The following is a 25,484-nucleotide window of genomic DNA, read 5'->3' as shown; positions in this document are numbered from 1 at the left end:
TTCACCCTTCCCTCCCCTCGCAACTGGACACCCCGCACCATGAGCATGGATCTGCAACGTTTCCACGCCACCTTCTTCGAAGAAAGCCGCGAGGGGCTGGATGCGATGGAAGCTGGCCTGCTGGCGCTCGAATCGGGCCAGCAGGACCCGGAGATCATCAACTCGGTGTTCCGCGCCGCGCACTCGATCAAGGGCGGCGCCGGCACCTTCGGCTTCGATGCGATCGCCGCGCTGACCCACGTGCTGGAAACGTTGCTGGACGAACTGCGCGCCGGCAAGCGGGCACTGGAAGCGGCCGCGGTCGACGCGATGCTGGCCTCGGTGGACGTGCTGCGCGCCCTGCTGCGTGAAGCCGAACACGGCCAGGCGGCGGATCCGCAGGCGGTCGCCGAGGTCAAGGCGCGCCTGGAAGCGGTGCTGTCCGGTCAGGCCACTGCGGCGGCGCCGGTCGCCGCCGCCAAGGTCGATGACACCCCCGAGGCGTGGCAGATCGGCTTTGTGCCGGCACCGTCGCTGTTCATGAGCGGCAACGACCCGCTGCGCATCATCCGCGAGCTTGAGCACCTGGGCTCGCTGCAGGTCGCCGCGCGCCTGGACCGCCTGCCCGGCTTCGACCAGCTGGATCCGCTCGAAGCGCACCTGGCGTGGGATCTCGGCCTGGTTGGCAAGGTACCGCGCAGCAAGATCGAAGACACCTTCGCCTGGGTCGTGGACGACTGCGAACTGGACATCCGTCCGGCCGCGCCGCCGAGCCTGGCCACCAGCGCGCCGGTCGAAGCCAAGCCCGCCGCCGCCGCTGCACCGACTGCACCGGCCGCGGCAGCACCGGCGGCCGCCGCACATGAAGCCGAAACCTCGATCCGCGTCAGCGTGGACAAGGTCGACGCATTGATCAATCTGGTCGGCGAACTGGTCATCACCCAGGCCATGCTCAAGCAGGTTTCGCACGCGCTGGACCCGGCGCAGGCCGAGCAGCTGCTGACCGGACTGGACCTGCTGGAACGCAACACCCGCGATCTGCAGGAAGCGGTCATCGGCGTGCGCATGCTGCCGGTGGACGCCGTATTCCGTCGCTTCCCGCGCCTGGTCCGCGACCTGTCCTCGCGCCTGGGCAAGCACGTGCGCCTGCGCACCATCGGCGAAGGCACCGAGCTGGACAAGGGCCTGATCGAGAAGATAGCCGATCCGCTGGTGCACCTGGTCCGCAACTCGATCGACCACGGCCTGGAAATGCCGGACGTGCGTCGCGAGGCGGGCAAGGACGAGACCGGCACGATCACGCTGGCGGCCTCGCACCAGGGCGGCCACATCGTGATCGAAGTCAGCGATGACGGCCGCGGTTTGAACCGCGACAAGATCCTGTCCAAGGCACTCGAGCGTGGCCTGAGCGTGCCGGACAACCCCACCGACGCGCAGGTCTGGGACCTCATCTTCCAGCCGGGCTTCTCCACCGCCGATGCCGTCACGGATCTGTCCGGTCGCGGCGTCGGCATGGATGTGGTCCGTCGCAACATCCAGGCACTGGGCGGCGAAGTGCAGCTGGAAAGCCAGGCCGGCAACGGCACCCGCGTGCTGATCCGCCTGCCGCTGACGCTGGCGATCCTGGACGGCATGACCGTCTCGGTGGCCGGCGAAACCCTGATCCTGCCGCTGGCCTACGTACTCGAGGCGCTGCAGCCGCAGGCCGACGATGTACGCACCATGGCCGGCGAAGGCCGCGTGCTGCGGGTTCGTGGCGAGTACCTGCCGATCCTCTCGCTCAGCGAGTACTACGGCTACGGCGGGCGTGCCCTGGATGATCCGTTGGTGGTCGTCGTCGAAGGTGACGGCCAGAAGATCGCGCTGGAAGTGGACGAACTGGTCGGCCAGCAGCAGGTCGTGGTCAAGAACATCGAGAACAACTACCGCCGTATCAGCGGAGTCTCCGGCGCGACCATCCTCGGCGATGGCCGGGTCGCCCTGATCGTCGACATCGGCGGGCTGGTGCGTTCGCTCAAGGTGCCGCAGGCCGCGTAACGCCGCTGCCATAGCGCTGTGCCCGACGCCGCCGCTCCCCCGGGAGCGGCGGCGTTCGTTCGTGGGTGGCTGCGTGTCATCAACGTGCGGCGAACTGTGAACTCCATCGGCAGTGGCGGCACGCAGGCTCGCCTCATTCCGTCCGCATGCGTACGGATGAAACGGCCCAAACCCTTGCAGCAGCAACCATCGCCGGCCGATGAACCGTGATGGCGAACGTGAAAAAAATGTGACGCAGCACTATCAAGTTGCGGTCGATCAACGCCGCTATCCGAAGTAGCGACCACGGCAACCGTCGCGCGCCTCCGCTCCACTCTCTCCCACCCCGCTGATTCCGCCCAGCACCCCACGGCTGTGCGTCACTGCCCTGCCCGGAGTTTCAATCATGAAGTGGTTCCACGACCTGCCCATCGCCCGCAAGCTGGCGGTAGGCTTCACCCTCACCACGTTGATGACGCTGGCCCTGGGCAGCTTCGCCCTGGTCCGCCTGGGCCAGGCCAATGCCCAGCTGCGCGCGATGAGCACCAACGACATCCCCTCCGTCCAGCACCTGGGCGAAGTGCGTGCGCAGCTCGGCGAATTCCGCACCTACGAAATGGCGCAGCTGACCGTGCTCGACAAGCCGGAGTCGGTCGCCGACTACGACAAGCGCATGGCCGATACCGCCAAGGTCGTCAACGCCGAGCTGGCCGCCTATGCCGCGCTGCCGGCCGGCGACAAGGAGCATCAGCTGTACGAAGTGGTCGCTGCCCGCACCGCGGATTACTTCAAGGCCAATGGCCTGATCAAGGAAGCGATCGCGGCCGGCGACGGCGTCACCGCCCAGCAGATTTCCGATGAGCAGTCGCGCCCGGCACGCCGCGCCCTGTTCGCCGCCCTCAAGGAGCTGGGTGAGTTCAGCAACGGGGTGATGGCCAGCCGCATCGAGACGGCCAACGCCACCCACCAGAACAGCGTCTACGCGATCATCGGCTGCATCGTGCTGCTGTCGCTGCTGGCCGCGGTCATGGGCGTGGTCATCTCGCGCGCCATCACCCGCCCGCTCGGCCAGGCCGTGCATGCCATCCAGTCGGTCGCCCGTGGCGATCTCTCGGTCAACATCCAGGCCACGAGCAAGGATGAAGCGGGCAAGATGCTGACCGCCACCCGCGACATGACCGTGATGCTGCGCCGCTTCTCCGAGCAGACCCAGCAGATGGTCGAGATGCACGCCGGCCCGGACATCAGCCACCGCATCCCGGAAGATTTCCCGGGGGTGTACGGCCAGTTGGCCGTCGGCATCAATACGGTTATTTTCGAGCACCTGGATTCGATCAAGGACGCGATCAACGTCCTGAACCAGTACGCCGCCGGCGACCTCTCGCCGAACGCCCGCCGCCTGCCCGGTACCCGCGCGATCCTGCACGAATCGATGGACGCGGCCAAGGCCAGCCTGCTGGCGATCAATACCCAGATCCAGTCGCTGGCCCAGGCCGCTGCGGCCGGTGATTTCAGCCAGCGCGGCGACGCGATGCGTTTCGACCACGACTTCCGGGTGATGATCGAGCACCTCAACACGATGATGCAGGTCGCCGATGGCAACCTGTCCCAGCTCTCGCACCTGCTGCAGTCCATCGCCAACGGCGACCTGACCGCCCGCATGCAGGGCGAGTTCCACGGCGTGTTCGCCTCGATGCGTGACGATGCCAACACCACCGTCGCCCAGCTGACCCAGATTGTGGGTCGCATCCAGCAGGCCTCCTCCAGCATCAGCACCGCGGCCGGCGAGATCGCCTCGGGCAACAACGACCTGTCCCGCCGTACCGAGCAGCAGGCCGCCAATCTGGAAGAAACCGCGGCTTCGATGGAGGAACTGACCTCCACCGTGCGCCAGAACGCCGAACACGCCCGTCAGGCCAACCAGCTTGCCATCGGCGCGCACTCGGTCGCCTCGCAGGGCGGTGACGTGGTGGGCCGCGTGGTCAGCACCATGCACGAGATCGACGCCTCCTCGCGCCGCATCGCCGACATCATCACCGTGATCGACGGCATCGCCTTCCAGACCAACATCCTGGCGCTGAACGCGGCGGTCGAAGCCGCTCGTGCCGGTGAGCAGGGCCGCGGTTTCGCGGTGGTCGCCTCCGAAGTGCGTACCCTGGCACAGCGCTCGGCCGGCGCGGCCAAGGAGATCAAGGGCCTGATCGACGAATCGGTCGGCAAGGTCGCCGAAGGCTCGCAGCTGGTCAACCAGGCCGGCGCCACCATGGGTGAGATCGTCGCCTCGGTGCAGCGCGTGACCGACATCATGGCCGAGATCTCCGCCGCCTCGCAGGAACAGTCGGCCGGCATCGAGCAGGTCAACCAGACCGTGGTGCAGATGGACGAGACCACCCAGCAGAACGCTGCGCTGGTGGAGGAAGCCACCGCCGCCGCCCGTGCCATGGAAGAACAGGCCGGTCACCTGACCGATGCGGTGGCGCTGTTCAAGCTGGACAGCCACACGCACGCGGCACCGGCCGTGATCCGTGCACCGGCGGCGCCGCGCGCCGTTGCCACCCCCCAGCCGCGCAGCGTCGCCGCCGCACCGCGCCGTGTCATGAGCCGTGAACCGGCACTGGCCAATGACACCGAGTGGCAGGAGTTCTGATCGCGTCCGGCACGTGATCGATCGACCTTCGACACCCCGCTCCGGCGGGGTGTCGTCGTTCTGCCGGCGCCATGGCACGCCACGCCGACACAATTCCCCCTACATAAATGTGAACTACTGCCGATAAACGGACAGAGCCCAGGCATGTGCGCATGCCGGCACCCGCCCAACCCAGCAGATTCCATGTCCGAAGGCAGCCTCGACGCACACGACCGATCCCATGCCACGCACGACGATGGCACGGATGACAGGTACCTGGTCCGCAACCCCCGCCAGATCCGGCAGTTGCTGCAGGCGCTGATTGACCAGCGTTCGTTGATCAACGCCCATCTGGGTGGCCGCGACCAGTCCTTCCCCACGGCCGTCCTGGAACTGGACGAAGACGACGATTGGCTGCTGCTCGATGGCAGCCCGTCCGAGCCCTCCAACCGCGCCGCTGAAGAAGCCGGCCACCTGCTGTGTTTCGCCCAGCTGGACCGGGTGATGGTGCGCTTCCGGCTGGACGGTCTGGAACGCGTGCGCAACGAAGGCCATGTCGCCTTCCGCGTCCCGTTCCCCGAGGAACTGGTGCACCTGCAGCGCCGCGAACTGTACCGGCTGGAAACACCGATCACCGACTCCCCCCACCTGCAGTTCCCGATCAACGAAGACCGCAGCGAGATCCTGCAGCTGCGCGTGGTGGACATCAGCGGCGGCGGCCTGGCTGTCACGGTACCGGTGGACTGCAACGTGTTCTCCCTGCAGAAACGCTACGCCGCCCAGCTCGACCTGCCCGACGGCAGCCCCCTGCACGTCTCGCTGATCGTCTGCAACCAGCTGGCGGTCAAGCTGCCCAACGGGGTGGAGATGAAGCGCATCGGCATGCGGTTCGACGACCTCCCGCGCGGTGGCGACAGCGCGATCCAGCGCTACATCTTCCGTATCGACCGGCAGCGGAGTGCAAGGAAGAACGGGGAGAGCTGACCGCGGCTTCAACTGCATGGCGCGGTTGATGCGTGGTTTGGTCGGCACGGGTAGGCCGGGCCCGAGCTGAAGGCAGCGTTGGGGGTGGGTGGGAGCTAAAGTCGCCCGCGGGCAGGCCGATATCCAGCGTGACCCCCGGTTTTCCGACCGCCACGCCCGACCCAGGACCCCTCGATGAACGACAAGAACAGCAACGCCGCCAGCGACGGCGGCGAATACCTCAGCTTCACCCTCGGCGCCGAGCACTACGGCGTGGACATCCTCAAAGTCCAGGAAATCCGCGGCTATGACTCCGTCACCCGCGTGCCCGATGCCCCGGATTACATCAAAGGCGTCATCAACTTGCGCGGCACCATCGTCCCGGTCATCGACCTGCGCCTGAAACTGCGCTTGGAAAATGCCACCTACGACGCCTTCACCGTCATGATCGTCCTCAACGTGGAAGACCGTGTTGTCGGCATCGTTGTCGACAGCGTCTCCGACGTCATCCCGCTGGCCGCCGATCAGATCCGCCCGACCCCCGAATTCGGCGCCGCCGTCGATACCCGCTTCATCTCCGGCATCGGCACCCAGGACGATCGCATGCTCATCCTGCTGGATATCGAAACCCTGCTCGACAGCGCCGACATGGGCCAGACCCCGGTCATTGACGACGTCGCAGCCTGAGACATCCGTCACAGAACAAACAGCGGACTGTGCCCGGTGCATACCGTGACGGCCACTGAAGAAAAAACTTGCTTCAGTTCCGCCCGGACCGGCCGATAGCTGGTTTCAGAACCCGGCTGCACTGGATCGCCCATGGCCGGGCCAACTGCCCATATCCCCGGAGAATCTTCCCGATGAAGTCCCTGCTTGCCCTGTTCTCGGTCGCTGTGATCGCCTCTTCCGCCTCCACGGCATTCGCCCAGTCCGGTGAAATGATTCCGCCGGAAATGGCCCCGCGCTCGGTCGGCAAGGACGGCATGGTCTGCGGCAAGGTCGAAAAGGCCCGTTATGCCGAAGGCTCTGAAGGCCAGCCGACCTTCCTGTACATGGGCGGCGCTTTCCCGCGCCACACCTTCTCGGCCCGCATCGCCGGCGCCAACCGCGACAAGTTCAGCTTCCCGCTGGAATCGCTGGAAGGCAAGACCGTCTGCGTGATCGGCAAGATCGCCCGCGATGCCTCGCGCGCTGAAATCGAAGTCAGCTCGCCGGCCGGCCTGAAGCTGGCCAACATCAAGTAATTCCCCGTACGCCCTGCCACGCCGGCCCAGGCCGGCGTGGTCGCTGCAACCGGCCACGACGGCCGGACGCGTTTGCCACTGGAGACCGCACCTGCCATGCCGTGGATCAACAACCTCAAACTGATGCCCAAGTTGATGCTGACTTTCGGCGTCCTCCTGCTGGTAATGCTGCTGCAGGGCATCGTGGCCTACCGTGGCCTGCACTCACTCAACAACGTCACCACCGAACTGGCCGGCCCCCGGATGGACAGCATCCGCACCGCCGGTGAACTGCGTGGCATGGTCGGCGAGTACCGCAACTACGCCTACCAGGGCCTCATCCGCGCCAGCGATGACGTCAAGACCGAAGCCAAGACCCGCGCCGCGGAGCTTCGCACCCAGATCGATGCCTCGATCAAGAAATACCCCGCGCTGATCGACAATCCCCAGCAGAAGAAGCTGTTCGACACCTTCGCCAAGGATTGGACCGATTCGCTGGCGTCCTACGACGCCGTCACTGAAATGCTCGAGCTGGACCTGCCCGACGATGCCGTGGACACCTTTGTCGGTGAGACCCGCGCCAAGCATCTGAAGGCCTCGGCCGCCCTGGAAGCGTTGATCGCCGAAGACAACCGCCTCTCGCGCGCTTCGCGCGAAGAAGCCGAATCCACCTACGCCGCCTCGGCCATGCTGACTGCGATCACCCTGCTCGGCGGCGCCGCCCTGGGCCTGGTGCTGGTGTATCTGTTCGCCCGTTCGCTGGTGGGCAGCATGCGCGGCGCCGTCTCCGTCGCCAACGATGTCGCCAGCGGCAAGCTGGACGGCCACATCGACGTCAGCCGCAAGGATGAAGTCGGCGACCTGCTGCAGGCCATGCAGCGCATGCAGCGCGACCTGCGCGAGCGCACCGAGACCGACCAGGCCATCGCCCGCGAGAACCTGCGCATCCGCACTGCCCTGGATTACAGCTCCACCGGCGTCTACCTGACCGATGCGCATCACACCATCGTTTACAGCAACCGCGCCCTGCAGCAGACCCTGAGCCAGTACGAAGCCGACATCCGCAAGGACCTGCCGGACTTCGACGCCGCCGCATCGCTGATCGGCAAGTCGGCCGCTGCACTGGAACACGGCAGCGAGATCGACCCCAAGACCCTGGCCCAGCTGCAGCAGCACGGCGTCAGCCGCCGCCCGATGCAGTTCGGCGAAGCCCAGTTCGCCCAGGTGATCTCCTCGATCGCCAACGAGCAGGGTGAGACCGTCGGCCACGTCATCGAATGGCGCGACCGTACCCCCGAAGCCCTGGTGGAAGCCGAGGTGGCCCGCGTGATCGCCCAGGCCGCGGCCGGCGACCTCTCCGGCCGCATCGACAGCGACGGCAAGGAAGGCTTCTTCCTGCAGCTGGCCCAGCAGCTCAACGGCCTGCTGGACGCCAACTCGGCCAGCATCGAACAGGTCTCCAACCTGCTCGCCTCGCTCTCGCAGGGCGACCTGACGGTGCGCATGCACGGCGACTTCCAGGGCGTGTTCGCCCGGATGCGGGACGACGCCAATGCCACCGCCGAGCAGCTCAGCGGCATCGTGACCCGGATCAAGCACTCCAGCCAGCAGATCAATTCGGCCGCCAGCGAGATCGCCACCGGCAACAGCGACCTGTCGCGCCGTACCGAGCAGCAGGCGGCCAACCTGGAAGAAACCGCGGCTTCGATGGAGGAACTGACCTCCACCGTGCGCCAGAACGCCGAGCACGCGCGCCAGGCCAACCAGCTCGCCATCGGCGCCCACACCGTCGCTTCGCAGGGCGGTGACGTGGTCGGCCAGGTCGTCACGACCATGAGCGCGATCCAGACCTCGTCCAAGAAGATCGCCGAGATCATCTCGGTCATCGACGGCATCGCCTTCCAGACCAACATCCTGGCGCTGAACGCGGCGGTGGAAGCCGCCCGTGCCGGTGAGCAGGGCCGCGGTTTCGCGGTGGTCGCCTCCGAAGTACGCACCCTGGCCCAGCGTTCGGCCGGCGCGGCCAAGGAGATCAAGGGCCTGATCGACGACTCCGTCGGCAAGGTCAACGATGGCTCCGCGCTGGTGCAGAAGGCCGGCGCCACCATGGGCGAGATCGTCGCCTCGGTGCAGCGCGTGACCGACATCATGGCCGAGATCTCCGCCGCCTCGCAGGAACAGTCAGCCGGCATCGAGCAGGTCAACCAGACCGTGGTGCAGATGGACGAGACCACCCAGCAGAACGCCGCGCTGGTGGAAGAAGCCACCGCCGCCGCCCGCGCCATGGAAGAACAGGCCGGCCATCTGACCGATGCCGTGTCGATTTTCAAGCTCGACGAACAGGACATCGCGCCTGCCCCGGTCGTGGCCGCACCACCGCGTGCCGTGCGCGCGCCGCTGGCGCAGGCTGCGGTGCGCCGCCCGGCTTCGCGCCCGGTGGCCACCGAACTGGCCGACGGCGACTGGCAGGAGTTCTAAGCCGCCCTGCGGCCTGCGATGAACCACACGCCCCGGTGCCTGCGCACCGGGGCTTTTTGTTGCCCGGCTGAATGCCCGAGAGGCGACGCACTCAATACTCGCGCGATCCGGCCGATAACAGCATTGCCCGACACTTCGTCGCGGCCAGCCAGGATGGCGATCGCCACCGCGAGCTCCTGGCATCGCCACGTGCTCTTGCCCGCTCAGATGCCCTGCCCATGACTCTATTCCGCCGCTGGAACCCGTACTTCTCCAACCTGTCTGTCAGGCGCAAGCTCAACCTGCTGACGCTGTTGATCGCGCTGGGCGTCATTGCCCTGTCCGTGGTTGCCGCGCGCATGCAGTACCTGGACCTGACCGACACCCGCAAGGACAGCCTGAAGACCCAGGTCGAGCTGACCTACGGCATCCTGGAGCATTACCACCGGCTGGCCGGCAGCGGTGAACTGACCGAGGCAGCCGCCAAGCAGGCCGCGCTCACCGCGCTGGAGAGCATGCGCGCCGACGGCGACACCTATTACTTCAACGTGTACGACACGAACTACCGGATGCTGATGCATCCGTTCCGCAAGGAACTGATCGGCCAGGACATGAAGGATTTCCGCACCGATGACGGGGTGCGCGTGTACTACGACCAGATCGGCATGGCCCGCCTCGGCGGCGGCTTCGTCTCCTACCAGTGGGCCAAGCCGGGCACCGACAACGTGGTCGAGAAGGTCGCCTATGCCGGCATGTATGCCCCGTGGCAGTGGGTGATCAGCAGCGGCGTGTACATGGACGACGTGCAGCAGCAGGCGCTGGTGTTCACTGCCATCATGGCCGCCACCGGCGGTGGCGTGGTGCTGATCGTGCTGGCATTGAGCTGGCTGATCGGCAACCGCATCACCCTGCCCCTGCGCCAGGCCACCCACGTGGCCGAAAGCATCGCCCGCGGCAAGCTGGACAGCCGCATCGGCGAGCAGGCCCACGACGAACCCGGCCGGCTGCTGGAAAGCATGGCGCGCATGCAGGAACAGCTGCACGCAGTGATCAGCGGTCAGCGCGAGATGGCCAGCCGCCATGACGCCGGCAATACCGGCTACCGCATGGACGAAACCGCCTTCCCGGGCGAGTACGGCCTGATGGTGCATGAAACCAACACCCTGGTCGGTGCACACGTGCAGACCATGGACGAGGTGTTGGCCGTGGTGCAGCGTTACGCGCAGGGCGACCTCAGCGCGGATATCGCACGCTATCCCGGCGAGAAGGCCGCCATCACCACCACGGTCGATGCGGTCAAGCAGAACCTGGGCAGCATCAACGGCGAGATCCAGCGTCTGGCGGCCGCCGCGGCCGCCGGCGACTTCAGCCAGCGCGGCGACACCGCCCGCTTCGATCACGATTTCCGCCGGATGATCGGCCACCTCAACGCGATGATGCAGGTCAGCGATGAGAACCTCGGCAAGCTCTCGCAGCTGCTGTCGGCGATCGCCGAAGGCGATCTCACCGCACGCATGCACGGCGATTTCCACGGTGTGTTCTCCACCATGCGTGACGATGCCAACGCCACGGTCGCGCAGCTGACCCAGATCGTCGGCCAGATCCAGGAGGCCGCCGGCAGCATCAACCTGGCCGCCGGCGAGATCGCCACCGGCAACAGTGACCTGTCGCGCCGTACCGAGCAGCAGGCGGCCAACCTGGAAGAAACCGCGGCTTCGATGGAGGAACTGACCTCCACCGTGCGCCAGAACGCCGAACACGCCCGCCAGGCCAACCAGCTCGCGATTGGGGCCCACAGCGTGGCCACGCAGGGCGGTAACGTCGTCGGCGAGGTGGTCACCACCATGGCCGCGATCCAGACGTCCTCCAAGAAGATCGCCGAGATCATCTCGGTCATCGACGGCATCGCCTTCCAGACCAACATCCTGGCGTTGAACGCGGCGGTGGAAGCCGCACGCGCCGGTGAGCAGGGCCGTGGGTTCGCGGTCGTCGCCTCCGAAGTGCGCACCCTGGCCCAGCGTTCGGCGGGTGCGGCCAAGGAGATCAAGGGTCTGATCGATGACTCCGTCGGCAAGGTCGCCGAGGGCTCGCAGCTGGTCAACCAGGCCGGCGCCACCATGGGCGAGATCGTCGCCTCGGTGCAGCGCGTGACCGATATCATGGCCGAGATCTCCGCCGCCTCGCAGGAACAGTCCGCGGGTATCGACCAGGTCAACCAGACCGTGGTGCAGATGGACGAAACCACCCAGCAGAACGCCGCACTGGTGGAAGAAGCCACCGCCGCTGCCCGCGCCATGGAAGAACAGGCCACCCAGCTGGCCGATGCGGTGGCGATCTTCCGCCTGGACAATCAGGTCGCCCAGGCCGTCAGCGCGGTGACCTCACGCGCGGGTGCCGAGATGCCCCCGATGCGTCCCGCCAGCCGCCCGGCCTCTTTGGCTCCGCGTGCCGCCACGCCGGCGCGTCCCCCACGCAGCACGCCGGCCGATGACGGCAACTGGCAAACGTTCTGAGTTCCCGCGGCGATCGCCCGATCGCCGCACCCCCTTCCCCTGCGAGTCCGCCCGTGTCCACGCCCCCCGCCAACGCCGCTTCACCGAATGCCCGCGAATTCGAATTCGCCGACCGTGATTTCCGCCGCGTCTGCGAGCTGATCTACCAGCGCGTCGGCATCTCGCTGGCGCCGGCCAAGCGCGACATGGTCTATGGGCGGCTGTCGCGGCGGCTGCGTGCGCTGGGCATGCGCAGCTTCAGCGACTACCTGGACCAGCTCGAAGCCCACGGCGGCGACGAATGGCAGGCCTTCACCAACGCGTTGACGACCAACCTCACCGCGTTCTTCCGCGAACCCCATCATTTCGAGAAACTCGCCGAGGAACTGCGCCTGCGCGCTGGCCAGGGCACGCTGCAGCTGTGGTCGTGCGCGGCCTCCACCGGCGAGGAGCCCTACTCGATGGCGATCACCGCCTGCGAGACGTTCGGCACGCTCAAGCCGCCGGTGCGCATTCTGGCCACCGACGTGGACACCCAGGTGCTCGCCACCGCCAGCCGCGGCGTCTACGCGATCGACCGCGTCGCCGGGCTGGATCCGGCCATCCGCAAGCGCTACTTCCAGCGCGGTACCGGCCCCAACGAAGGCCACTGCCGGGTCAACCCGGCGCTGCGTGACCTGATCGACTACCGCCCGCTCAACCTGCTCGCCAACCGTTACGACGTCGGCGGCCCGTTCGATGCCCTGTTCTGCCGCAATGTGATGATCTATTTCGACAAGCCGACCCAACGCGGCATTCTTTCGCGGCTGATCCAGCACATGGGCGATGACGGCCTGCTCTACACCGGCCATTCGGAGAACTACCTGCACGCCGCCGATCTGATCCAGCCCTGCGGCCGCACGCTGTACAAGCGCGCGCCGGGGGCGCCGGCATGAGTCAGACGATCCGCAACGATGACGTGATGCGCTATTTCGACAGCCGCTTCCAGGTCACTGCCGCCAAGCTGCTGCCGACCCAGTACCTGGCGGTGGACGACAACACCGCGCTCACCACGACGCTGGGCTCCTGCGTGGCCGCCTGCCTGCGCGATCCGGTGCTCAAGATCGGCGGGATGAACCACTTCCTGCTGCCCGAGGGCAACGTCGGTGATGGCGCCCCCGCGCGTTACGGCAGCTACGCGATGGAACTGCTGATCAACGATCTGCTCAAGCGTGGCGCCCATCGCAAGCGCCTGGAAGCCAAGGTGTTCGGCGGGGCCAACGTGCTCAAGGGGTTCACCAGCAACCCGGTCGGCACGCGCAACGCCGAGTTCGTGCGCCAGTACCTGCAGGCCGAGCACATTCCGATCATTGCCGAGGATCTGTGCGGCATCCATCCGCGCAAGGTATGGTTCTTCGCCGATACCGGCCGCGTGGTGGTGCAGCGCCTGCCGCACGCCCATGAAGCCGAAGTGGCCGCGACCGAATCTGCGGTGCGCGCGCGCCTGTCCAAGGCCCCGGTCACCGGTGGCGTGGAGCTGTTCGAATGACCCACGGTGTGCCCTGCAGAGTCCTGATCGTCGACGACTCGGCGGTCGTCCGCCAGATGCTCAGCGAGATCCTCGCCAGCGATCCCGGCATCGAGGTGGTCGGCACCGCCGCCGATCCCCTGCTGGCGCGCGAGAAGATCAAGCGCCTGGCCCCCGACGTGATCACGCTGGACGTGGAAATGCCGCGGATGGATGGCCTGGCCTTCCTGGAAAACCTGATGCGTCTGCATCCCCTGCCGGTGGTGATGATTTCCTCGCTGACCGAGCGTGGGGCCGATACCACCCTGCAGGCGCTGGCGCTGGGCGCGGTGGACTTTGTCTCCAAGCCGAAACTGGATGTCGCCCGTGGCCTGCAGGGCTATGCCGACGAGATCATCGCCAAGGTCAAGATGGCCGCGCGCTCGCGCGTGCGCACCCTGTCCCGGCCCAATCCGCCGCGGATCACCTTGGATGCGGTAGCCCCGGCAGCCTCGCCACGCTCCATCCAGTTCCGCACCACCGACCGCCTGATCGCCATCGGCGCCTCGGCCGGCGGCACCGAGGCCCTGAGGGTGGTGCTGGAAGGCCTGCCCGCCGACGCCCCGGCCGTAGTGATGACCCAGCACCTGCCGGCGCAGTTCAGCACCCCGTTCGCCGAGCGCCTGGACCGCCATTCGGCGATGTCGGTACGCGAGGCCAGCGACGGTGAAGCCGTCCTGCCCGGCCACGCCTACCTGCCGCCCGGCGGCAAGCACCTGCGCGTGATCCGCGACGGTGCGCGTTGGCGCTGCCGGATCGACGACGGCCCGCCGATCAACCGGCACAAGCCGGCGGTCGATGTCCTGTTCCGCTCGGTGGCCGAAAGCGCCGGCGCCAACGCCATCGGCGCGATCCTGACCGGCATGGGCGACGACGGTGCGCGTGGCCTGCTCGATCTGCGCAACGCCGGTGCCCCGACCCTGGTGCAGGACGAGGCCACCAGTGTGGTCTGGGGCATGCCGGGCAGCGCGGTGAGGATCGGTGCAGCGGAGGAAATGGTGCCGCTGGAGCGGATTGCCGAGCGCTTGATGGCGTTGGCGCGCAGCTGACGGCGGCGGACCGCCTGCTGGCCCTATGCCCAGTACAACCGCATCGGGTTGTCCACCAGCAGTTTGCGCTGCAGCTCGGCGGTCAGCGCGATCCGCGGAATGAAATCCACCAGCGCGCCGTCATCGGGCATATGCGATGTCAAGTTCGGGTGCGGCCAGTCCGTGCCCCACAGCACGCGATCCGGGAATCGCTCCACCAGATGGCGCGCGAATGGCACCACGTCGTCGTAGCTTGGCGGCCCGCTGCGCGACAGCCGCTCAGGGCAGCTGACCTTGCTCCACACGTTGGGGTGCTCGGCCATCAGCCGCACAAACTGCTGGAAGGCCGGGCCCTCCACGGGCTCGGTGACGTCTGGGCGGCCCATGTGGTCCACCACCACGGTGGTTGGCAATGAGGTGAAAAAGTCCCAGCGCTCGGCCAGATCGGCAGCTTCGAAGTAGACCACCACGTGCCAGCCCAGCGGCGCGATGCGCTCGATGATCGCGCGGTAGTAGGCATCCGGCTTGGGATCGACCAGCCGCTTGACGAAATTGAAGCGGACCCCGCGAACGCCGGCCGCATGCAGCTCGCGTAGTTCGGCATCGGTCACGCTGTCGCGCACGGTCGCCACACCACGGGCACGACCTTCCGCGCTGCGCAGGGCGTCGACCAGGGCACTATTGTCGGCGCCGTGGCAGGTGGCCTGGACGATCACGTTGCGCTCGAACCCCAGCAGGTCACGCAGCGCGAACAGCTGCTCCTTGCCGGCATCGCACGGGGTGTACTTGCGCTCGGGGGCGTACGGGAACCGGTCGCCCGGCCCAAACACATGGCAGTGCGCGTCCACCGCGCCGGGCGGCGGCACGAAACCGGGCGCGCTCGGGTCCGGGCAGAAATCCAGCCAGTCAGCGTCTTTCACGAACGTCGTCATCTCACAGACCCCTCGCCTTCAGCTGCGCGTCCAGACGCGGATAGACCCGCCGCGCGTTGCCTTCGCAGACCTTGTGGTAATCGCTCTCGGACAGGCCCAGCGCGTTCACATACCTCAGCGTGTCGTCGAAGAACTGCCCCGTCTCCGGATCGATACCCCGGACCGCGCCGACCATCTCCGAGCCGAACAGGATGTTGTCGATGTCGATGACCTTGAACAGAAGATCGATGCCTGGCTGATGATAGACGCACGTATCGAAGAACACGTTCTTCATGACGTGCTCGTTCAGCGGCGGCTTGCCCAGCATGTCGGCCAAGCCACGGAAACGCCCCCAGTGATACGGCACCGCGCCGCCGCCATGCGGGATGATGAAGCGCAGGTCCGGGAAGTCACGGAACAGGTCGCCCTGCAGGAACTGCATGAACGCCGTGGTATCGGCATTGAGGTAATGCGCACCGGTGGCATGGAAGTTGGCATTGCAGCTGCCCGACACATGCACCATCGCCGGCACGTCCAGTTCCACCATTTTTTCGAAGAACGGATACCAGGCGCGGTCGGTCAGCGGCAGGCCGGTCCAGTGCCCGCCGGATGGGTCGGGGTTGAGGTTGCAGCCGACGAAGCCAAGCTCGGTGATGCAGCGCTCCAGCTCGGCGATCGAGTGGGCGATCGGTACGCCCGGCGACTGCGGCAGCTGGCACACGCCGATGAAGGTCTCCGGGTACAGCGCCACCACCCGGGCGATCAGATCATTGCAGCGGCGCGTCCACTCGGCGCTGACCCGCTCATCGCCGATGTGATGGGCCATGGTGCTGGCGCGCGGGGAGAAGATGGTCATGTCCGCACCACGCTCACGCAGCAGGCGCAGCTGGTTGCCCTCCACGCTCTCGCGCAGTTCCGCATCGCTGATGTGCGGGTACACCGGCACGGGCAGCGAGGGGTCGTTGTAGTGCGCGATCTGCTGTTTGCGGAAGGCGTCGTGGCTGGCGGGGGCGGTCGTGTAATGACCGTGGCAGTCGATGATCATGCAAGGGCCTCGTGGGGGAGGAATCACCAGCCGAACAGCTGGGCGAAGTGGATGTCCACGCGCAGGCCGACGATCAGCGCATCGGGGATGTCGGTGGTGCGGGTCGGCGCGTAGATGGGGTCGGGGTTGATGACGTACTGCAGGTTGGGCATCAGGCGGATGCCCTTGTGCACCGCCCAGCCATAGCTGAGCTCGGCGATGATTTCGTCCGCGTGTGGCGCGCCGCTGCCGCCGTTGCGGGTACGCCGGTCGCGCAGGAAGTCGATCTGTTCATCGCTGAAATGGGTGTTGGAGACGAACATCGCCAGCGTGTCCTGCTCACGGCCGGGGAAGGTGCCGGTCTTGACGAAGCCGGCCGAGAAGAAGGTATCGATCGGCGCTTCGTTGCCGGTGTTCACGTACGCCCGTGCGAACAGCGCGAGGTTGCGTTTGCCCTCGCCACGCCAGACGGTCTGGTCGGCCATCGCATACCCGCCCGCCCGCGCACCGTCCTGCACGGCGGTCGGTCTGCCGGTCAGCGCCGCAGAGTTGCCGTTGGCATCGTAGTAGGAGCTCTTGCCGCCATCGCTGTTGCGGTACATGCCGAGCCGGTAGGTCCGTGGCAGGCGATCATTGGCGACGCTGGTCTGGTAACCCACCTCATACGCGGTGATGGTGCCGGTGCCCTCGCCCACCGAGAAGTCCAGGCCATTCTTGCCGGCCTTGTTCAAGTCGTTGTTGTAGTCGAACGCGCCGGCCTGCGCATACCAGCGCTCGTTCACGTCGTAGCGCACGATCCCGGCCCAGGACGCGTTCGGGTAGGCGGTGATGCCCAGATCGGTGATCGCCCCATACGGGGTCAGGCACATCGCGTTGCTCATGAACACGCAGTTGAGCGCGGAGCTGTTGAAGTAGCTGTTCACCGGGGCACGCCCGGCGATGATGCTCAGGCCGTTGTCGAAGCGGTGGCGCAGGGTCAGGCGGGTCAGGCGCCCGCCGGCCACCGGCCGCCAGGTCTGCTGGGCACTGATCGAATTGCCGATCTTCTCGCGCGCCAGGTTGCGGCCGGCGAACCAGGCCCACTGCGCGTCGATGTCGGTGTTGTGGATACCCCACAGCGTATCCAGATCAACCTTGGACTGGGCCATCACCCAGTACGAGCCTTCGGTGCCCTGCTCGACACCACCGACCGGATTGGAGGCGACGTTGCCGACCAGATCCAAGGTGAGATCGACGCCATCGGGCAGACCGCCCTGGGGTGAAGAGGACGCGGCGAACGCCGGCGCCGCCAGGCTGGCAGCCACCAGCAGGCAAAGGGTATTGCGGGAAAAACGGGACACAAGCGCCTCCTGTGCGCGGCCGCAGCCGCGCAACGGATGGATGTCGGGAGGCCGCGGCAGCGCCGCGGCGGCAGGATCAGACGGTGGCGGCAGTCAGCATGCGGCGGCGCAGGCGGCGGGTGCCGATCTGCTCGGCCAGCACCTTCTCATCCAGCTTGCCTTCCCACTTGGCGATGACCAGCACCGCGATCGCATTGCCGATCAGGTTCACGAAGGTCAGGCCCTCGGCCAGGATCCGGTGGATGCCCAGGATCAGCGCGATGCTGGCCACCGGAATCGTGCCGGTCGTGCCCAGCGTGGCCGCCAGCACCACGAATGCCGCACCGGCGACGCCGGCCGCCCCTTTGGAGGTCAACAGCAGCACCGCGATCAGGCCCAGCTGGTGCCACACGGTCAGCTCGGTGTTGGTCGCCTGGGCCAGGAACAGCGCCACGGTGGTCAGGTACAGGCAGGTGCCATCGAGGTTGAACGAATAGCCGGCCGGGATTACGAAACCGACCACGCCTTCCTCGCAGCCCAGCTTCTTCATTTTCTCGATCAGGCGCGGCAGCACGGTTTCGGTGGAGGTGGTCGCCGCAACGATGACGATCTCATCGCGCAGGTAGCCCAGCAGCCGCCACAGGCTGGCGCCGGTCCACCAGCACACGCTGCCCAGCACCAGCACGGTGAACAACCCGCAGACCACGAAGAACTCGACGATCAGCTCGCCCAGCGACAGCAGCGAGCCCGCGCCGAACTGGCCGACCGTGAAGGCGATCGCGCCGAACGCACCGATCGGGGCGAAGTACATGATGTAGCCGATGATCTTGAACAGGGCGCCCGAGGTGGACTCGATCACCTTCATCACCGGCGCGCCGCGCTCGCCGATCGAGGCCAACGCCACACCGAACAGCACCGCCACGAACAGCACCTGCAGCACATGCGCCTCGGTGAAGGCACTGACCAGTGTGTTGGGGATGATCGCCATGATGTAGGACACGATCGACTGATCGTGCGCGCTGTGCACGTAGCCCTGGATGCTGGCCATGTCGATGGTGGCCGGGTCGATGTTCATCCCCGCACCGGGCTTCCAGACATCCACCACCACCAGACCCACGATCAGCGCCAGGATGGTGATGACTTCGAAGTAGATCAGCGACTTCAGGGCCAGGCGGCCCACGCTGCGCATGTCGCGCATGCCGGCGATGCCATGCACCACCGTAACGAAGATGATCGGCCCGATCATCATCCGGATCAGTTTGATGAAGGCGTCGCCGAAGGGCTTCATCGCCGAGCCGATGTCCGGCTGCAGCCACCCCACCAGCACGCCGATCACGGTGCCTGCCAGCACCTGGAACCAGAGCTGGCCAACAATGCCGAAGCGGCTCGGCCGCTTCTCTACAACGGTCATATCAACCCTCCCAGGTCACAAGAATAAGGACGTCGTGCGTATTCAGTCGAACAGCACGCCGTCGAAGAGCTTTCGCGCGGTGCGCAGTACCGCCGCACGGGCCACCTGGCCGGCAGCGTCCAGATCCAGCACGGCTGCAGTACTGCCACTGGGGTGCTCGATCTCCAGTGTCTGATGCACGCCCCCGGGCAATGCCGCCAGGGCATGTGCGGGTGAATCGGGCAGCAGGCAGGCCGTGGCGACCGTCACCGCGCCAAGCACGCCGATGGAGGCGTGGCAGCGGTGCGGAATGAACGAGCGGACGCTGATCGCCCCGCCCGCGCGCGGCTCGGCCACCAGCATCATCTTGGGCACCGACTGGGCACTGACATCGCCCAGCCGCATCAACGGGCCGGCCTGCAGGCGGATGGCCTCCAGGCGCGCCTTGAGCGCGTCGTCCGCGTCCAGCGTGGCGCGGTCCTCGTGGCCGGTGATGCCCATGTCCGAGGCCCGCAGCACCACGCACGGCATGCCGTTGTCGATCAGCGTGACCTGCACGCCATCGATCGCATCCACAGCATGGCCGGTCGGCAGCAGTGCGCCGCAGCTGGACCCGGCGATATCGGCGAAGGCCAGTGGTACCGGCGCGGCGCGACCGGGCACGCCGTCGATACGTGCGTCACCGTCATAGGCCACCTTGCCCTGCGGTGTCTGCACGCTGGCCGACGCCAGCGTGCCGGTGTTGCACATGAAGATGCGCACGTCGGTCTGTTCGCCCGTGGCGGCAACCAGTCCGCGCTCGATCGCGAACGGGCCGACCGCGGCCAGCATGTTGCCGCAGTTCTGCGCATCGCTGACCACGGCCTGGTCCACGAACACCTGCAGGAACAGATAGTCCACGTCGGCCTCCGCACGGCTGGAGGGCGCCACGACCGCCACCTTGGAGGTCAACGGATCGCCGCCGCCCATGCCATCGATCTGGCGCGGATCGGGTGAGCCGAACGCGCGCAGCAGGAAGGCATCACGCGAGGCCGGCTCGGCCGGCAGCTCCGAAGCGAGAAAGAACCCGCCCTTGGAGGTGCCGCCGCGCATCCACATCGCGCGCACGCCGTTACTCATAGCGCAGGCCCTTGGCCGCCAGGCGCTCGCGCATCTGATAGATGTCCAGGCCCAGTTCGCCGTTGGCCAGACGCGCGCGCTTGTCGGCCTCACGGGCCTCGCGGGCCTGTGCCTCGGCGGCCACCCGGGCTGCATCCGCACGCGGCACGATACAGACCCCGTCATCGTCGGCGATCACCACATCGCCCGGCTGGACCAGCGCCCCGCCGCAGACCACCGGCACATTGACCGAGCCCAGCGTTTCCTTCACCGTGCCCTGCGCATGGATCGCGCGGCTCCAGACCGGGAAGCCCATCGCGGTGAGGTCACGCACATCGCGTACGCCGGCATCGATCACCAGCCCGCGGCAGCCGCGGACCTGGGCCGAGGTGGCCAGCAGATCGCCGAAATAGCCGTCGGTGCAGTCACTGGTCGGTGCGACCACCAGCACATCGCCCTCGCGAAGCTGCTCGATCGCCACGTGCATCATCCAGTTGTCGCCCGGCGGCACCGACACGGTGATCGCGCTGCCGGCGATGCGCGCGCCGCTGTAGACCGGGCGCAGCCGCGGGTGCAGCAGACCGCTGCGGCCCTGGGCTTCATGCGCCGTGGCGACACCGGTCTGGGCAAGCACCTGGATCACCGCCGCGTCGGCGCGTTCGATAGAAGAGACTACCCGGGACATCCATCCATCCTTCGTTGACGATGGCGCAGTCTGTCCTCGCACTGCCCCGCCCCTCAAGATCGTTTTTCGAAACAGCCATTGCATTTGGTTATAGTTGATCCATGAGTGCACCTCTGGACCTGAACCTCAAGCATCTGCATGCATTGGCCGCCGTCTACCACCACGGCGGCATCAGTGCGGCGGCACCGCACGTGAATCTGTCCCAGCCAGCGCTCACGCAGGCGATCGCCCGGCTGGAGAAACAACTGGATGCGCCTCTGTTTGATCGCCAGCCCGGCGGCATGTCCCCCACCGAGGCGGCGGAGCTGCTGGTGCCACGCATCGAACGCGCGCTTGCTTACATCGCGCATGGCGTCCGCGTTGCCCGCCGCGCGCAGCGGCTGCCGGCGATGCCGGCGGTGGAGCGTCGAGTCACGCTGGGCCAGCTGCGTGCCCTGGCCGCAGTGGATACCGCCGGGAGCTTCACCCTGGCTGCCACCCGCGCCGGCGTGTCCCAGCCGGCGATCTACCGCGCGGTGCACGAGTTGTCCGAGGTCATCGAAACGCCGTTGACGGTGCGACGGGGCAAAACGGTGCAGCCCACCCCGGCGGCGACACGCATGCTGCGCCTGGTCCGGCTGGCGCTGTCCGAACTCAGTGCCGGCCTAGATGAGCTTGCCTCGTTGCGCTCGCAACAGGGTGGCCGGGTCGCGCTCGGCGTCATGCCGTTGGCACGGGCCATCCTGCTGCCACAGGTGCTCGCCCGCTTCGCGCGTGCGTATCCAGGGGCAACGGTGAACGTGATCGAAGGCCCGTACGCCGAATTGTTGGGCGACCTGCGCGAAGGCAGCCTGGATCTGTTGATCGGTGCGATGCGTGACAAGCTGCCGGTGCGCGACATCGCGCAGGAAGGCCTGTTCGACGACGACCCGGTCATTGTCGCGCGCAGCGGACATCCATTGGCTGCCACCAAGGGCTTTCGGTTTCCGCAACTGCTCGACTACCCGTGGGTGATCGCTGCGACGGGCGCACCGGTGCGGGCCCGCTGGGAGCAGATGTTCCGCCAGCACGGCCACGAACCGCCGCGGCTGCGCATCGAGTGTGGTTCGGTGTTGATCACCCGCGGCCTGCTGCTCGAAGACGATTGGCTCACGTTGATGTCGCGCGACCAGTTCGTGTTCGAGCGTCGCGCGGGCCTGCTCTGCGAGATCGGCCGGGCCGGCGATGATCTGCGCCGACGCATCGGCCTTACCACCCGCGCCGACTGGCACCCTACCCGGCTGCAGCAGGCGTTCGTGGAAACGTTCCGGCAGGTCTGTGCCGAGCGCAACGCTGCGGGCGACGAGGCGTGGCCCTTCCGCTTTCCGGCACGCTGAGCGCCGCACACACAAAAACACCCGGCTCGCGCCGGGTGTTTTCGTCTTTCATCCACCGATCAACGATCGATGGTCATCGGAGCCGGGCAGCGCCCGGCTACCGCGTCAGGCAGCCACCGTACCGGCGACGTCCTGATAATCCTCGATCTGGTCGAAGTTCATGTAGCGGTAGATGTCCTTGCTGCTGGCATCCAGCACGCCGATATCGGCCATGTACTCTTCCTTGGTCGGGATGCGACCCAGACGCGAGCAGATCGCGGCCAGCTCGGCCGAACCCAGGTACACGTTGGAGTTGCGGCCCAGGCGATTCGGGAAGTTGCGGGTCGAGGTCGAGAAGACCGTCGCGCCCTCACGCACCTGCGCCTGGTTGCCCATGCACAGCGAGCAGCCCGGCATTTCCATGCGGGCGCCGGCGGTGCCGAAGGTGCCGTAATGGCCTTCCTTGGTCAGCTCCGAGGCATCCATCTTGGTCGGCGGGGCCACCCACAGCTTGGTCGGGATGTCGCGCTTGCCTTCCAGCAGCTTGGCGGCTGCACGGAAATGACCGATGTTGGTCATGCACGAACCGATGAACACTTCGTCGATCGCCGCACCGGCCACGTCGGACAGCGTCTTGACGTCGTCCGGATCGTTCGGGCAGGCCACGATCGGCTCGTGGATGTCAGCCAGATCGATCTCGATGACGGCGGCGTACTCGGCATCGGCATCCGGGGCCAGCAGCTCCGGGTTGGCCAGCCAGGCTTCCATCTTCTCGATGCGGCGCGCCAGCGAACGGGCGTCCTGGTAACCCTCGGCGATCATCCACTTCAGCAGCGTGATGTTGCTGGTGAGGTACTCGATGATCGGCTCCTTGTTCAGGTGCACCGAGCAACCGGCGGCCGAACGCTCGGCCGAGGCATCGGACAGTTCGAACGCCTGCTCGACCTTCAGCTCCGGCAGACCTTCGATCTCCAGGATGCGGCCGGAGAAGATGTTCTTCTTGCCGGCCTTGGCCACGGTCAGCAGACCGGACTTGATCGCGTACAGCGGGATCGCGTTGACCAGATCACGCAGGGTCACGCCCGGCTGCATCTTGCCCTTGAAGCGGACCAGCACCGATTCGGGCATGTCCAGCGGCATCACGCCGGTAGCAGCGGCGAACGCCACCAGGCCCGAGCCGGCCGGGAACGAAATGCCCACCGGGAAACGGGTGTGCGAGTCGCCACCGGTGCCGACGGTGTCGGGCAGCAGCATGCGGTTGAGCCAGCTGTGGATCACGCCGTCGCCCGGGCGCAGCGAGATGCCGCCACGGGTGGAGATGAACTCCGGCAGCGTGTGGTGGGTCTTGACGTCCACCGGCTTCGGGTAAGCCGCGGTGTGGCAGAACGACTGCATCACCAGGTCGGCCGAGAAGCCCAGGCAGGCCAGGTCCTTCAGCTCGTCACGGGTCATCGGGCCGGTGGTGTCCTGCGAGCCTACCGAGGTCATCTTCGGTTCGCAGTAGGTGCCCGGGCGCATGCCCTGGCCTTCCGGCAGGCCACAGGCGCGGCCGACCATCTTCTGCGCCAGCGAGAAGCCCTTGCCGGTATCCGGCGGGTCCATCGGCAGGCGGAACAGATCGGTCGGGGCCAGGCCCAGCGCTTCACGCGCCTTGGCGGTCAGGCCGCGGCCGATGATCAGCGGAATGCGGCCACCGGCGCGCACTTCGTCGAACAGCACGTCGGACTTGACCTTGAACTCGGCGATGACGGCGCCGTCCTTCAGGGCCTTGCCGTCGTACGGGCGCAGCTCGATCACATCGCCCATGTTCATCTGCGACACGTCGAGTTCGATCGGCAGGGCGCCGGCGTCTTCCATCGTGTTGTAGAAGATCGGCGCGATCTTCGAGCCCAGGCACACGCCGCCGAAGCGCTTGTTCGGGATGAACGGAATATCTTCGCCGGTGAACCACAGCACCGAGTTGGTGGCGGACTTGCGGCTGGAGCCGGTACCGACCACGTCGCCCACGTAGGCCACCAGGTGGCCCTTGTCCTTCAGCGATTCGATGAACTTTACCGGGCCGCGCTTGCCGTCTTCTTCCGGCTCGATGCCATCACGCTTGTTCTTCAGCATCGCCAGGGCGTGCAGCGGAATGTCCGGGCGGGTGGTTGCATCCGGGGCCGGCGACAGGTCGTCGGTGTTGGTTTCGCCGGTCACCTTGAGCACGGTGATGGTCAGGCTTTCCGGTACCTGCGGGCGGCTGGTGAACCATTCGGCATCGGCCCAGCTCCGCAGCACGCCCTGGGCGTTGGCGTTACCGGCCTTGGCCTTTTCCTGCACATCGTGGAAGGCATCGAAGACCAACAGGGTGTTCTTCAGCGCATCGGCGGCGATCGCACCGACGGTGGCGTCGTCCAGCAGCTGGACCAGCGGGGCGACGTTGTAACCGCCGAGCATGGTGCCCAGCAGTTCGGTGGCGCGCTCGCGCGTGATCAGCGGATTGACTTCGCTGCCCAGGGCGATCGCAGCCAGGTACGAGGCCTTGACCTTGGCCGCGTCATCGACGCCGGCCGGCACGCGGTGGGTCAGCAGTTCCAGCAGGAACTCGGCTTCGCCGGCCGGCGGGTTCTTCAGCAGCTCGATGACGTCGGCCGTCTGCTGGGCGCTCAGCGGCAGCGGCGGGATGCCAAGCGCGGCGCGCTCGGCTACGTGGTGGCGGTAGGCTTCCAACATGACAACTCCCGGGTGATTCTTTGAAAGAATGCGGTTTAAAAGTATGGGCTCAGGCGTGCGGCACGATCAGCTTCAGGCCCTTGAAGTAGTCGCGGTAAAACGTGTCGTTCCAGGTGATCAGTCCATCGCACTGCAGGAGTGCGTGCGACCCGACCATGAATTCATCCAGGCCGCGAGGTCTGGCACCCCGCTGCCGGTGGCGGCGGTGCATCTCACCCGCACGCAAGGCCGATTTGGCCTCCAGCGGACTGAAGTGCACGCCCATTTCCTCAAGTGCTTCCTGCACTTCGGCGCCGCCGCGCAGCGACGCGCAGATCTCGGCAAGCGTTACCGCGCAGATCACCACGCGCCCGCTGACCAGACTCTGGCGCAGGCCCGCCTCGACCGCATCGGCCTGTGGGCCATTGCTGAGCAGTTCAATCAGCACCGGTGAATCAACGGCGATCATCACGCGCTCATTCCTCGTCGCGTACCGCGCGCACCGCTGCTTCGGCCGAATCGAATCCATCCAGCGCGAACTTGCCGCGGGCCCGGGAGATCGCATCGTCCACGCTCTTGCGCAGGATGATCCGGCTGCCCTCCAGCTCCACCTTGAGCAGGGTGCCCTTGGTCAGGCCAAGCGCATCACGGACCGCTTTGGGCAAGGTGATCTGCCCGCGTTCTGCAACGGTAGCTTCCATC

Annotated in this window: 20 protein-coding genes; 11 read left to right on the top strand and 9 right to left on the bottom strand. The window is 66.8% G+C overall.

Annotation, left to right across the window (positions count from 1 at the left end; all coding sequences use genetic code 11):
- Window positions 1–39: 39 nt before the first annotated feature.
- The 10 genes from ACTT2I_RS07520 to ACTT2I_RS07475 all read left to right on the top strand — a co-directional run bounded on the left by ACTT2I_RS07520 (window position 40) and on the right by ACTT2I_RS07475 (window position 14,351).
- Window positions 40–2,016: a chemotaxis protein CheA gene (locus ACTT2I_RS07520; protein ID WP_421100351.1), complete on the top strand. Its 1,977-nt coding sequence runs from the start codon at window positions 40–42 to the stop codon at window positions 2,014–2,016.
- A 385-nt stretch (window positions 2,017–2,401) separates the two neighbouring features.
- The gene (locus tag ACTT2I_RS07515) at window positions 2,402–4,642 is read left to right on the top strand and encodes a methyl-accepting chemotaxis protein (protein ID WP_088435037.1); all 2,241 of its coding nucleotides are present in this window, start codon (window positions 2,402–2,404) and stop codon (window positions 4,640–4,642) included.
- A gap of 183 nt (window positions 4,643–4,825) precedes the next feature.
- Complete coding sequence (locus ACTT2I_RS07510) at window positions 4,826–5,605, top strand: flagellar brake protein (RefSeq protein WP_421100352.1); 780 nt, start codon at window positions 4,826–4,828, stop codon at window positions 5,603–5,605.
- A 174-nt stretch (window positions 5,606–5,779) separates the two neighbouring features.
- Window positions 5,780–6,271: a chemotaxis protein CheW gene (locus ACTT2I_RS07505; protein ID WP_088435035.1), complete on the top strand. Its 492-nt coding sequence runs from the start codon at window positions 5,780–5,782 to the stop codon at window positions 6,269–6,271.
- Window positions 6,272–6,444: 173 nt separating this feature from the next.
- Window positions 6,445–6,828, top strand: coding sequence for a hypothetical protein (locus tag ACTT2I_RS07500; RefSeq protein ID WP_088435034.1), 384 nt, complete (start codon window positions 6,445–6,447; stop codon window positions 6,826–6,828).
- 96 nt (window positions 6,829–6,924) lie between these two features.
- Entirely contained in the window at window positions 6,925–9,285 is a 2,361-nt protein-coding gene (locus ACTT2I_RS07495) for a methyl-accepting chemotaxis protein (protein WP_088435033.1), read from the top strand.
- 218 nt (window positions 9,286–9,503) lie between these two features.
- A complete protein-coding gene (locus ACTT2I_RS07490; RefSeq protein WP_421100353.1) occupies window positions 9,504–11,777 on the top strand; it encodes a methyl-accepting chemotaxis protein in 2,274 nt (757 codons plus the stop codon).
- A gap of 53 nt (window positions 11,778–11,830) precedes the next feature.
- Window positions 11,831–12,691, top strand: coding sequence for a CheR family methyltransferase (locus tag ACTT2I_RS07485; protein ID WP_088435031.1), 861 nt, complete (start codon window positions 11,831–11,833; stop codon window positions 12,689–12,691).
- Window positions 12,688–13,284, top strand: a complete 597-nt coding sequence (cheD, locus tag ACTT2I_RS07480; protein ID WP_421100354.1) for a chemoreceptor glutamine deamidase CheD — start codon at window positions 12,688–12,690, stop codon at window positions 13,282–13,284. The genes ACTT2I_RS07485 and cheD overlap by 4 nt, the downstream gene beginning before the upstream one ends.
- On the top strand, window positions 13,281–14,351 hold the full coding sequence (locus tag ACTT2I_RS07475; RefSeq protein WP_421100355.1) for a protein-glutamate methylesterase/protein-glutamine glutaminase: 1,071 nt from the start codon (window positions 13,281–13,283) through the stop codon (window positions 14,349–14,351). The genes cheD and ACTT2I_RS07475 overlap by 4 nt, the downstream gene beginning before the upstream one ends.
- 23 nt (window positions 14,352–14,374) lie before the next feature.
- Here ACTT2I_RS07475 and ACTT2I_RS07470 read toward each other — a convergent pair whose 3' ends face one another.
- From ACTT2I_RS07470 to ACTT2I_RS07445, 6 genes are all read right to left on the bottom strand, one after another.
- Window positions 14,375–15,250 (bottom strand): amidohydrolase family protein, encoded by an 876-nt coding sequence (locus ACTT2I_RS07470; protein ID WP_443096822.1) that lies wholly within the window; start codon window positions 15,248–15,250, stop codon window positions 14,375–14,377.
- Between the two features lie 13 nt (window positions 15,251–15,263).
- Window positions 15,264–16,286, bottom strand: a complete 1,023-nt coding sequence (locus ACTT2I_RS07465) for an amidohydrolase family protein (protein WP_421100357.1) — start codon at window positions 16,284–16,286, stop codon at window positions 15,264–15,266.
- Window positions 16,287–16,309: 23 nt separating this feature from the next.
- Complete coding sequence (locus ACTT2I_RS07460; protein WP_421100358.1) at window positions 16,310–17,605, bottom strand: carbohydrate porin; 1,296 nt, start codon at window positions 17,603–17,605, stop codon at window positions 16,310–16,312.
- Window positions 17,606–17,681: 76 nt separating this feature from the next.
- Entirely contained in the window at window positions 17,682–18,995 is a 1,314-nt protein-coding gene (gene dctA, locus ACTT2I_RS07455; protein ID WP_088435025.1) for a C4-dicarboxylate transporter DctA, read from the bottom strand.
- Window positions 18,996–19,037: 42 nt separating this feature from the next.
- A complete protein-coding gene (locus tag ACTT2I_RS07450) occupies window positions 19,038–20,093 on the bottom strand; it encodes a 4-oxalomesaconate tautomerase (protein ID WP_421100359.1) in 1,056 nt (351 codons plus the stop codon).
- Window positions 20,086–20,757 (bottom strand): 4-carboxy-4-hydroxy-2-oxoadipate aldolase/oxaloacetate decarboxylase, encoded by a 672-nt coding sequence (locus ACTT2I_RS07445; RefSeq protein ID WP_421100360.1) that lies wholly within the window; start codon window positions 20,755–20,757, stop codon window positions 20,086–20,088. The genes ACTT2I_RS07450 and ACTT2I_RS07445 overlap by 8 nt, the downstream gene beginning before the upstream one ends.
- A 101-nt stretch (window positions 20,758–20,858) precedes the next feature.
- On the opposite strand from ACTT2I_RS07445, the gene ACTT2I_RS07440 reads away from it, so the two are divergent.
- Window positions 20,859–22,112: a LysR family transcriptional regulator gene (locus ACTT2I_RS07440; RefSeq protein WP_421100361.1), complete on the top strand. Its 1,254-nt coding sequence runs from the start codon at window positions 20,859–20,861 to the stop codon at window positions 22,110–22,112.
- A 105-nt stretch (window positions 22,113–22,217) separates the two neighbouring features.
- On the opposite strand, the gene acnB is transcribed toward ACTT2I_RS07440, so the two are convergent.
- The 3 genes from acnB to ACTT2I_RS07425 are packed head-to-tail and all read right to left on the bottom strand — an operon-like array spanning window position 22,218 to window position 25,483.
- Window positions 22,218–24,803, bottom strand: a complete 2,586-nt coding sequence (acnB, locus tag ACTT2I_RS07435; protein WP_421100362.1) for a bifunctional aconitate hydratase 2/2-methylisocitrate dehydratase — start codon at window positions 24,801–24,803, stop codon at window positions 22,218–22,220.
- Window positions 24,804–24,852: 49 nt separating this feature from the next.
- A complete protein-coding gene (locus tag ACTT2I_RS07430) occupies window positions 24,853–25,251 on the bottom strand; it encodes a type II toxin-antitoxin system VapC family toxin (RefSeq protein ID WP_088435020.1) in 399 nt (132 codons plus the stop codon).
- 7 nt (window positions 25,252–25,258) lie between these two features.
- Entirely contained in the window at window positions 25,259–25,483 is a 225-nt protein-coding gene (locus ACTT2I_RS07425; RefSeq protein WP_088435019.1) for an AbrB/MazE/SpoVT family DNA-binding domain-containing protein, read from the bottom strand.
- Window position 25,484 lies beyond the last annotated feature (1 nt).

Source organism: Stenotrophomonas sp. PUT21 (assembly GCF_052232875.1).
GTDB lineage: Bacteria > Pseudomonadota > Gammaproteobacteria > Xanthomonadales > Xanthomonadaceae > Stenotrophomonas > Stenotrophomonas maltophilia_N.
This window is presented reverse-complemented; position numbering and strand designations above follow the sequence as displayed.

Coding starts and splice junctions, on each gene's coding strand:
- ACTT2I_RS07490 (WP_421100353.1), top strand. CDS start 9,504: ATGACTCTATTCCGCCGCTGGAACCCGTACTTCTCCAACCTGTCTGTC.
- ACTT2I_RS07500 (WP_088435034.1), top strand. CDS start 6,445: ATGAAGTCCCTGCTTGCCCTGTTCTCGGTCGCTGTGATCGCCTCTTCC.
- ACTT2I_RS07495 (WP_088435033.1), top strand. CDS start 6,925: ATGCCGTGGATCAACAACCTCAAACTGATGCCCAAGTTGATGCTGACT.
- ACTT2I_RS07430 (WP_088435020.1), bottom strand. CDS start 25,251: ATGATCGCCGTTGATTCACCGGTGCTGATTGAACTGCTCAGCAATGGC.
- acnB (WP_421100362.1), bottom strand. CDS start 24,803: ATGTTGGAAGCCTACCGCCACCACGTAGCCGAGCGCGCCGCGCTTGGC.
- cheD (WP_421100354.1), top strand. CDS start 12,688: ATGAGTCAGACGATCCGCAACGATGACGTGATGCGCTATTTCGACAGC.
- ACTT2I_RS07505 (WP_088435035.1), top strand. CDS start 5,780: ATGAACGACAAGAACAGCAACGCCGCCAGCGACGGCGGCGAATACCTC.
- ACTT2I_RS07510 (WP_421100352.1), top strand. CDS start 4,826: ATGTCCGAAGGCAGCCTCGACGCACACGACCGATCCCATGCCACGCAC.
- dctA (WP_088435025.1), bottom strand. CDS start 18,995: ATGACCGTTGTAGAGAAGCGGCCGAGCCGCTTCGGCATTGTTGGCCAG.
- ACTT2I_RS07465 (WP_421100357.1), bottom strand. CDS start 16,286: ATGATCATCGACTGCCACGGTCATTACACGACCGCCCCCGCCAGCCAC.
- ACTT2I_RS07445 (WP_421100360.1), bottom strand. CDS start 20,757: ATGTCCCGGGTAGTCTCTTCTATCGAACGCGCCGACGCGGCGGTGATC.
- ACTT2I_RS07515 (WP_088435037.1), top strand. CDS start 2,402: ATGAAGTGGTTCCACGACCTGCCCATCGCCCGCAAGCTGGCGGTAGGC.
- ACTT2I_RS07450 (WP_421100359.1), bottom strand. CDS start 20,093: ATGAGTAACGGCGTGCGCGCGATGTGGATGCGCGGCGGCACCTCCAAG.
- ACTT2I_RS07520 (WP_421100351.1), top strand. CDS start 40: ATGAGCATGGATCTGCAACGTTTCCACGCCACCTTCTTCGAAGAAAGC.
- ACTT2I_RS07440 (WP_421100361.1), top strand. CDS start 20,859: ATGAGTGCACCTCTGGACCTGAACCTCAAGCATCTGCATGCATTGGCC.
- ACTT2I_RS07475 (WP_421100355.1), top strand. CDS start 13,281: ATGACCCACGGTGTGCCCTGCAGAGTCCTGATCGTCGACGACTCGGCG.
- ACTT2I_RS07425 (WP_088435019.1), bottom strand. CDS start 25,483: ATGGAAGCTACCGTTGCAGAACGCGGGCAGATCACCTTGCCCAAAGCG.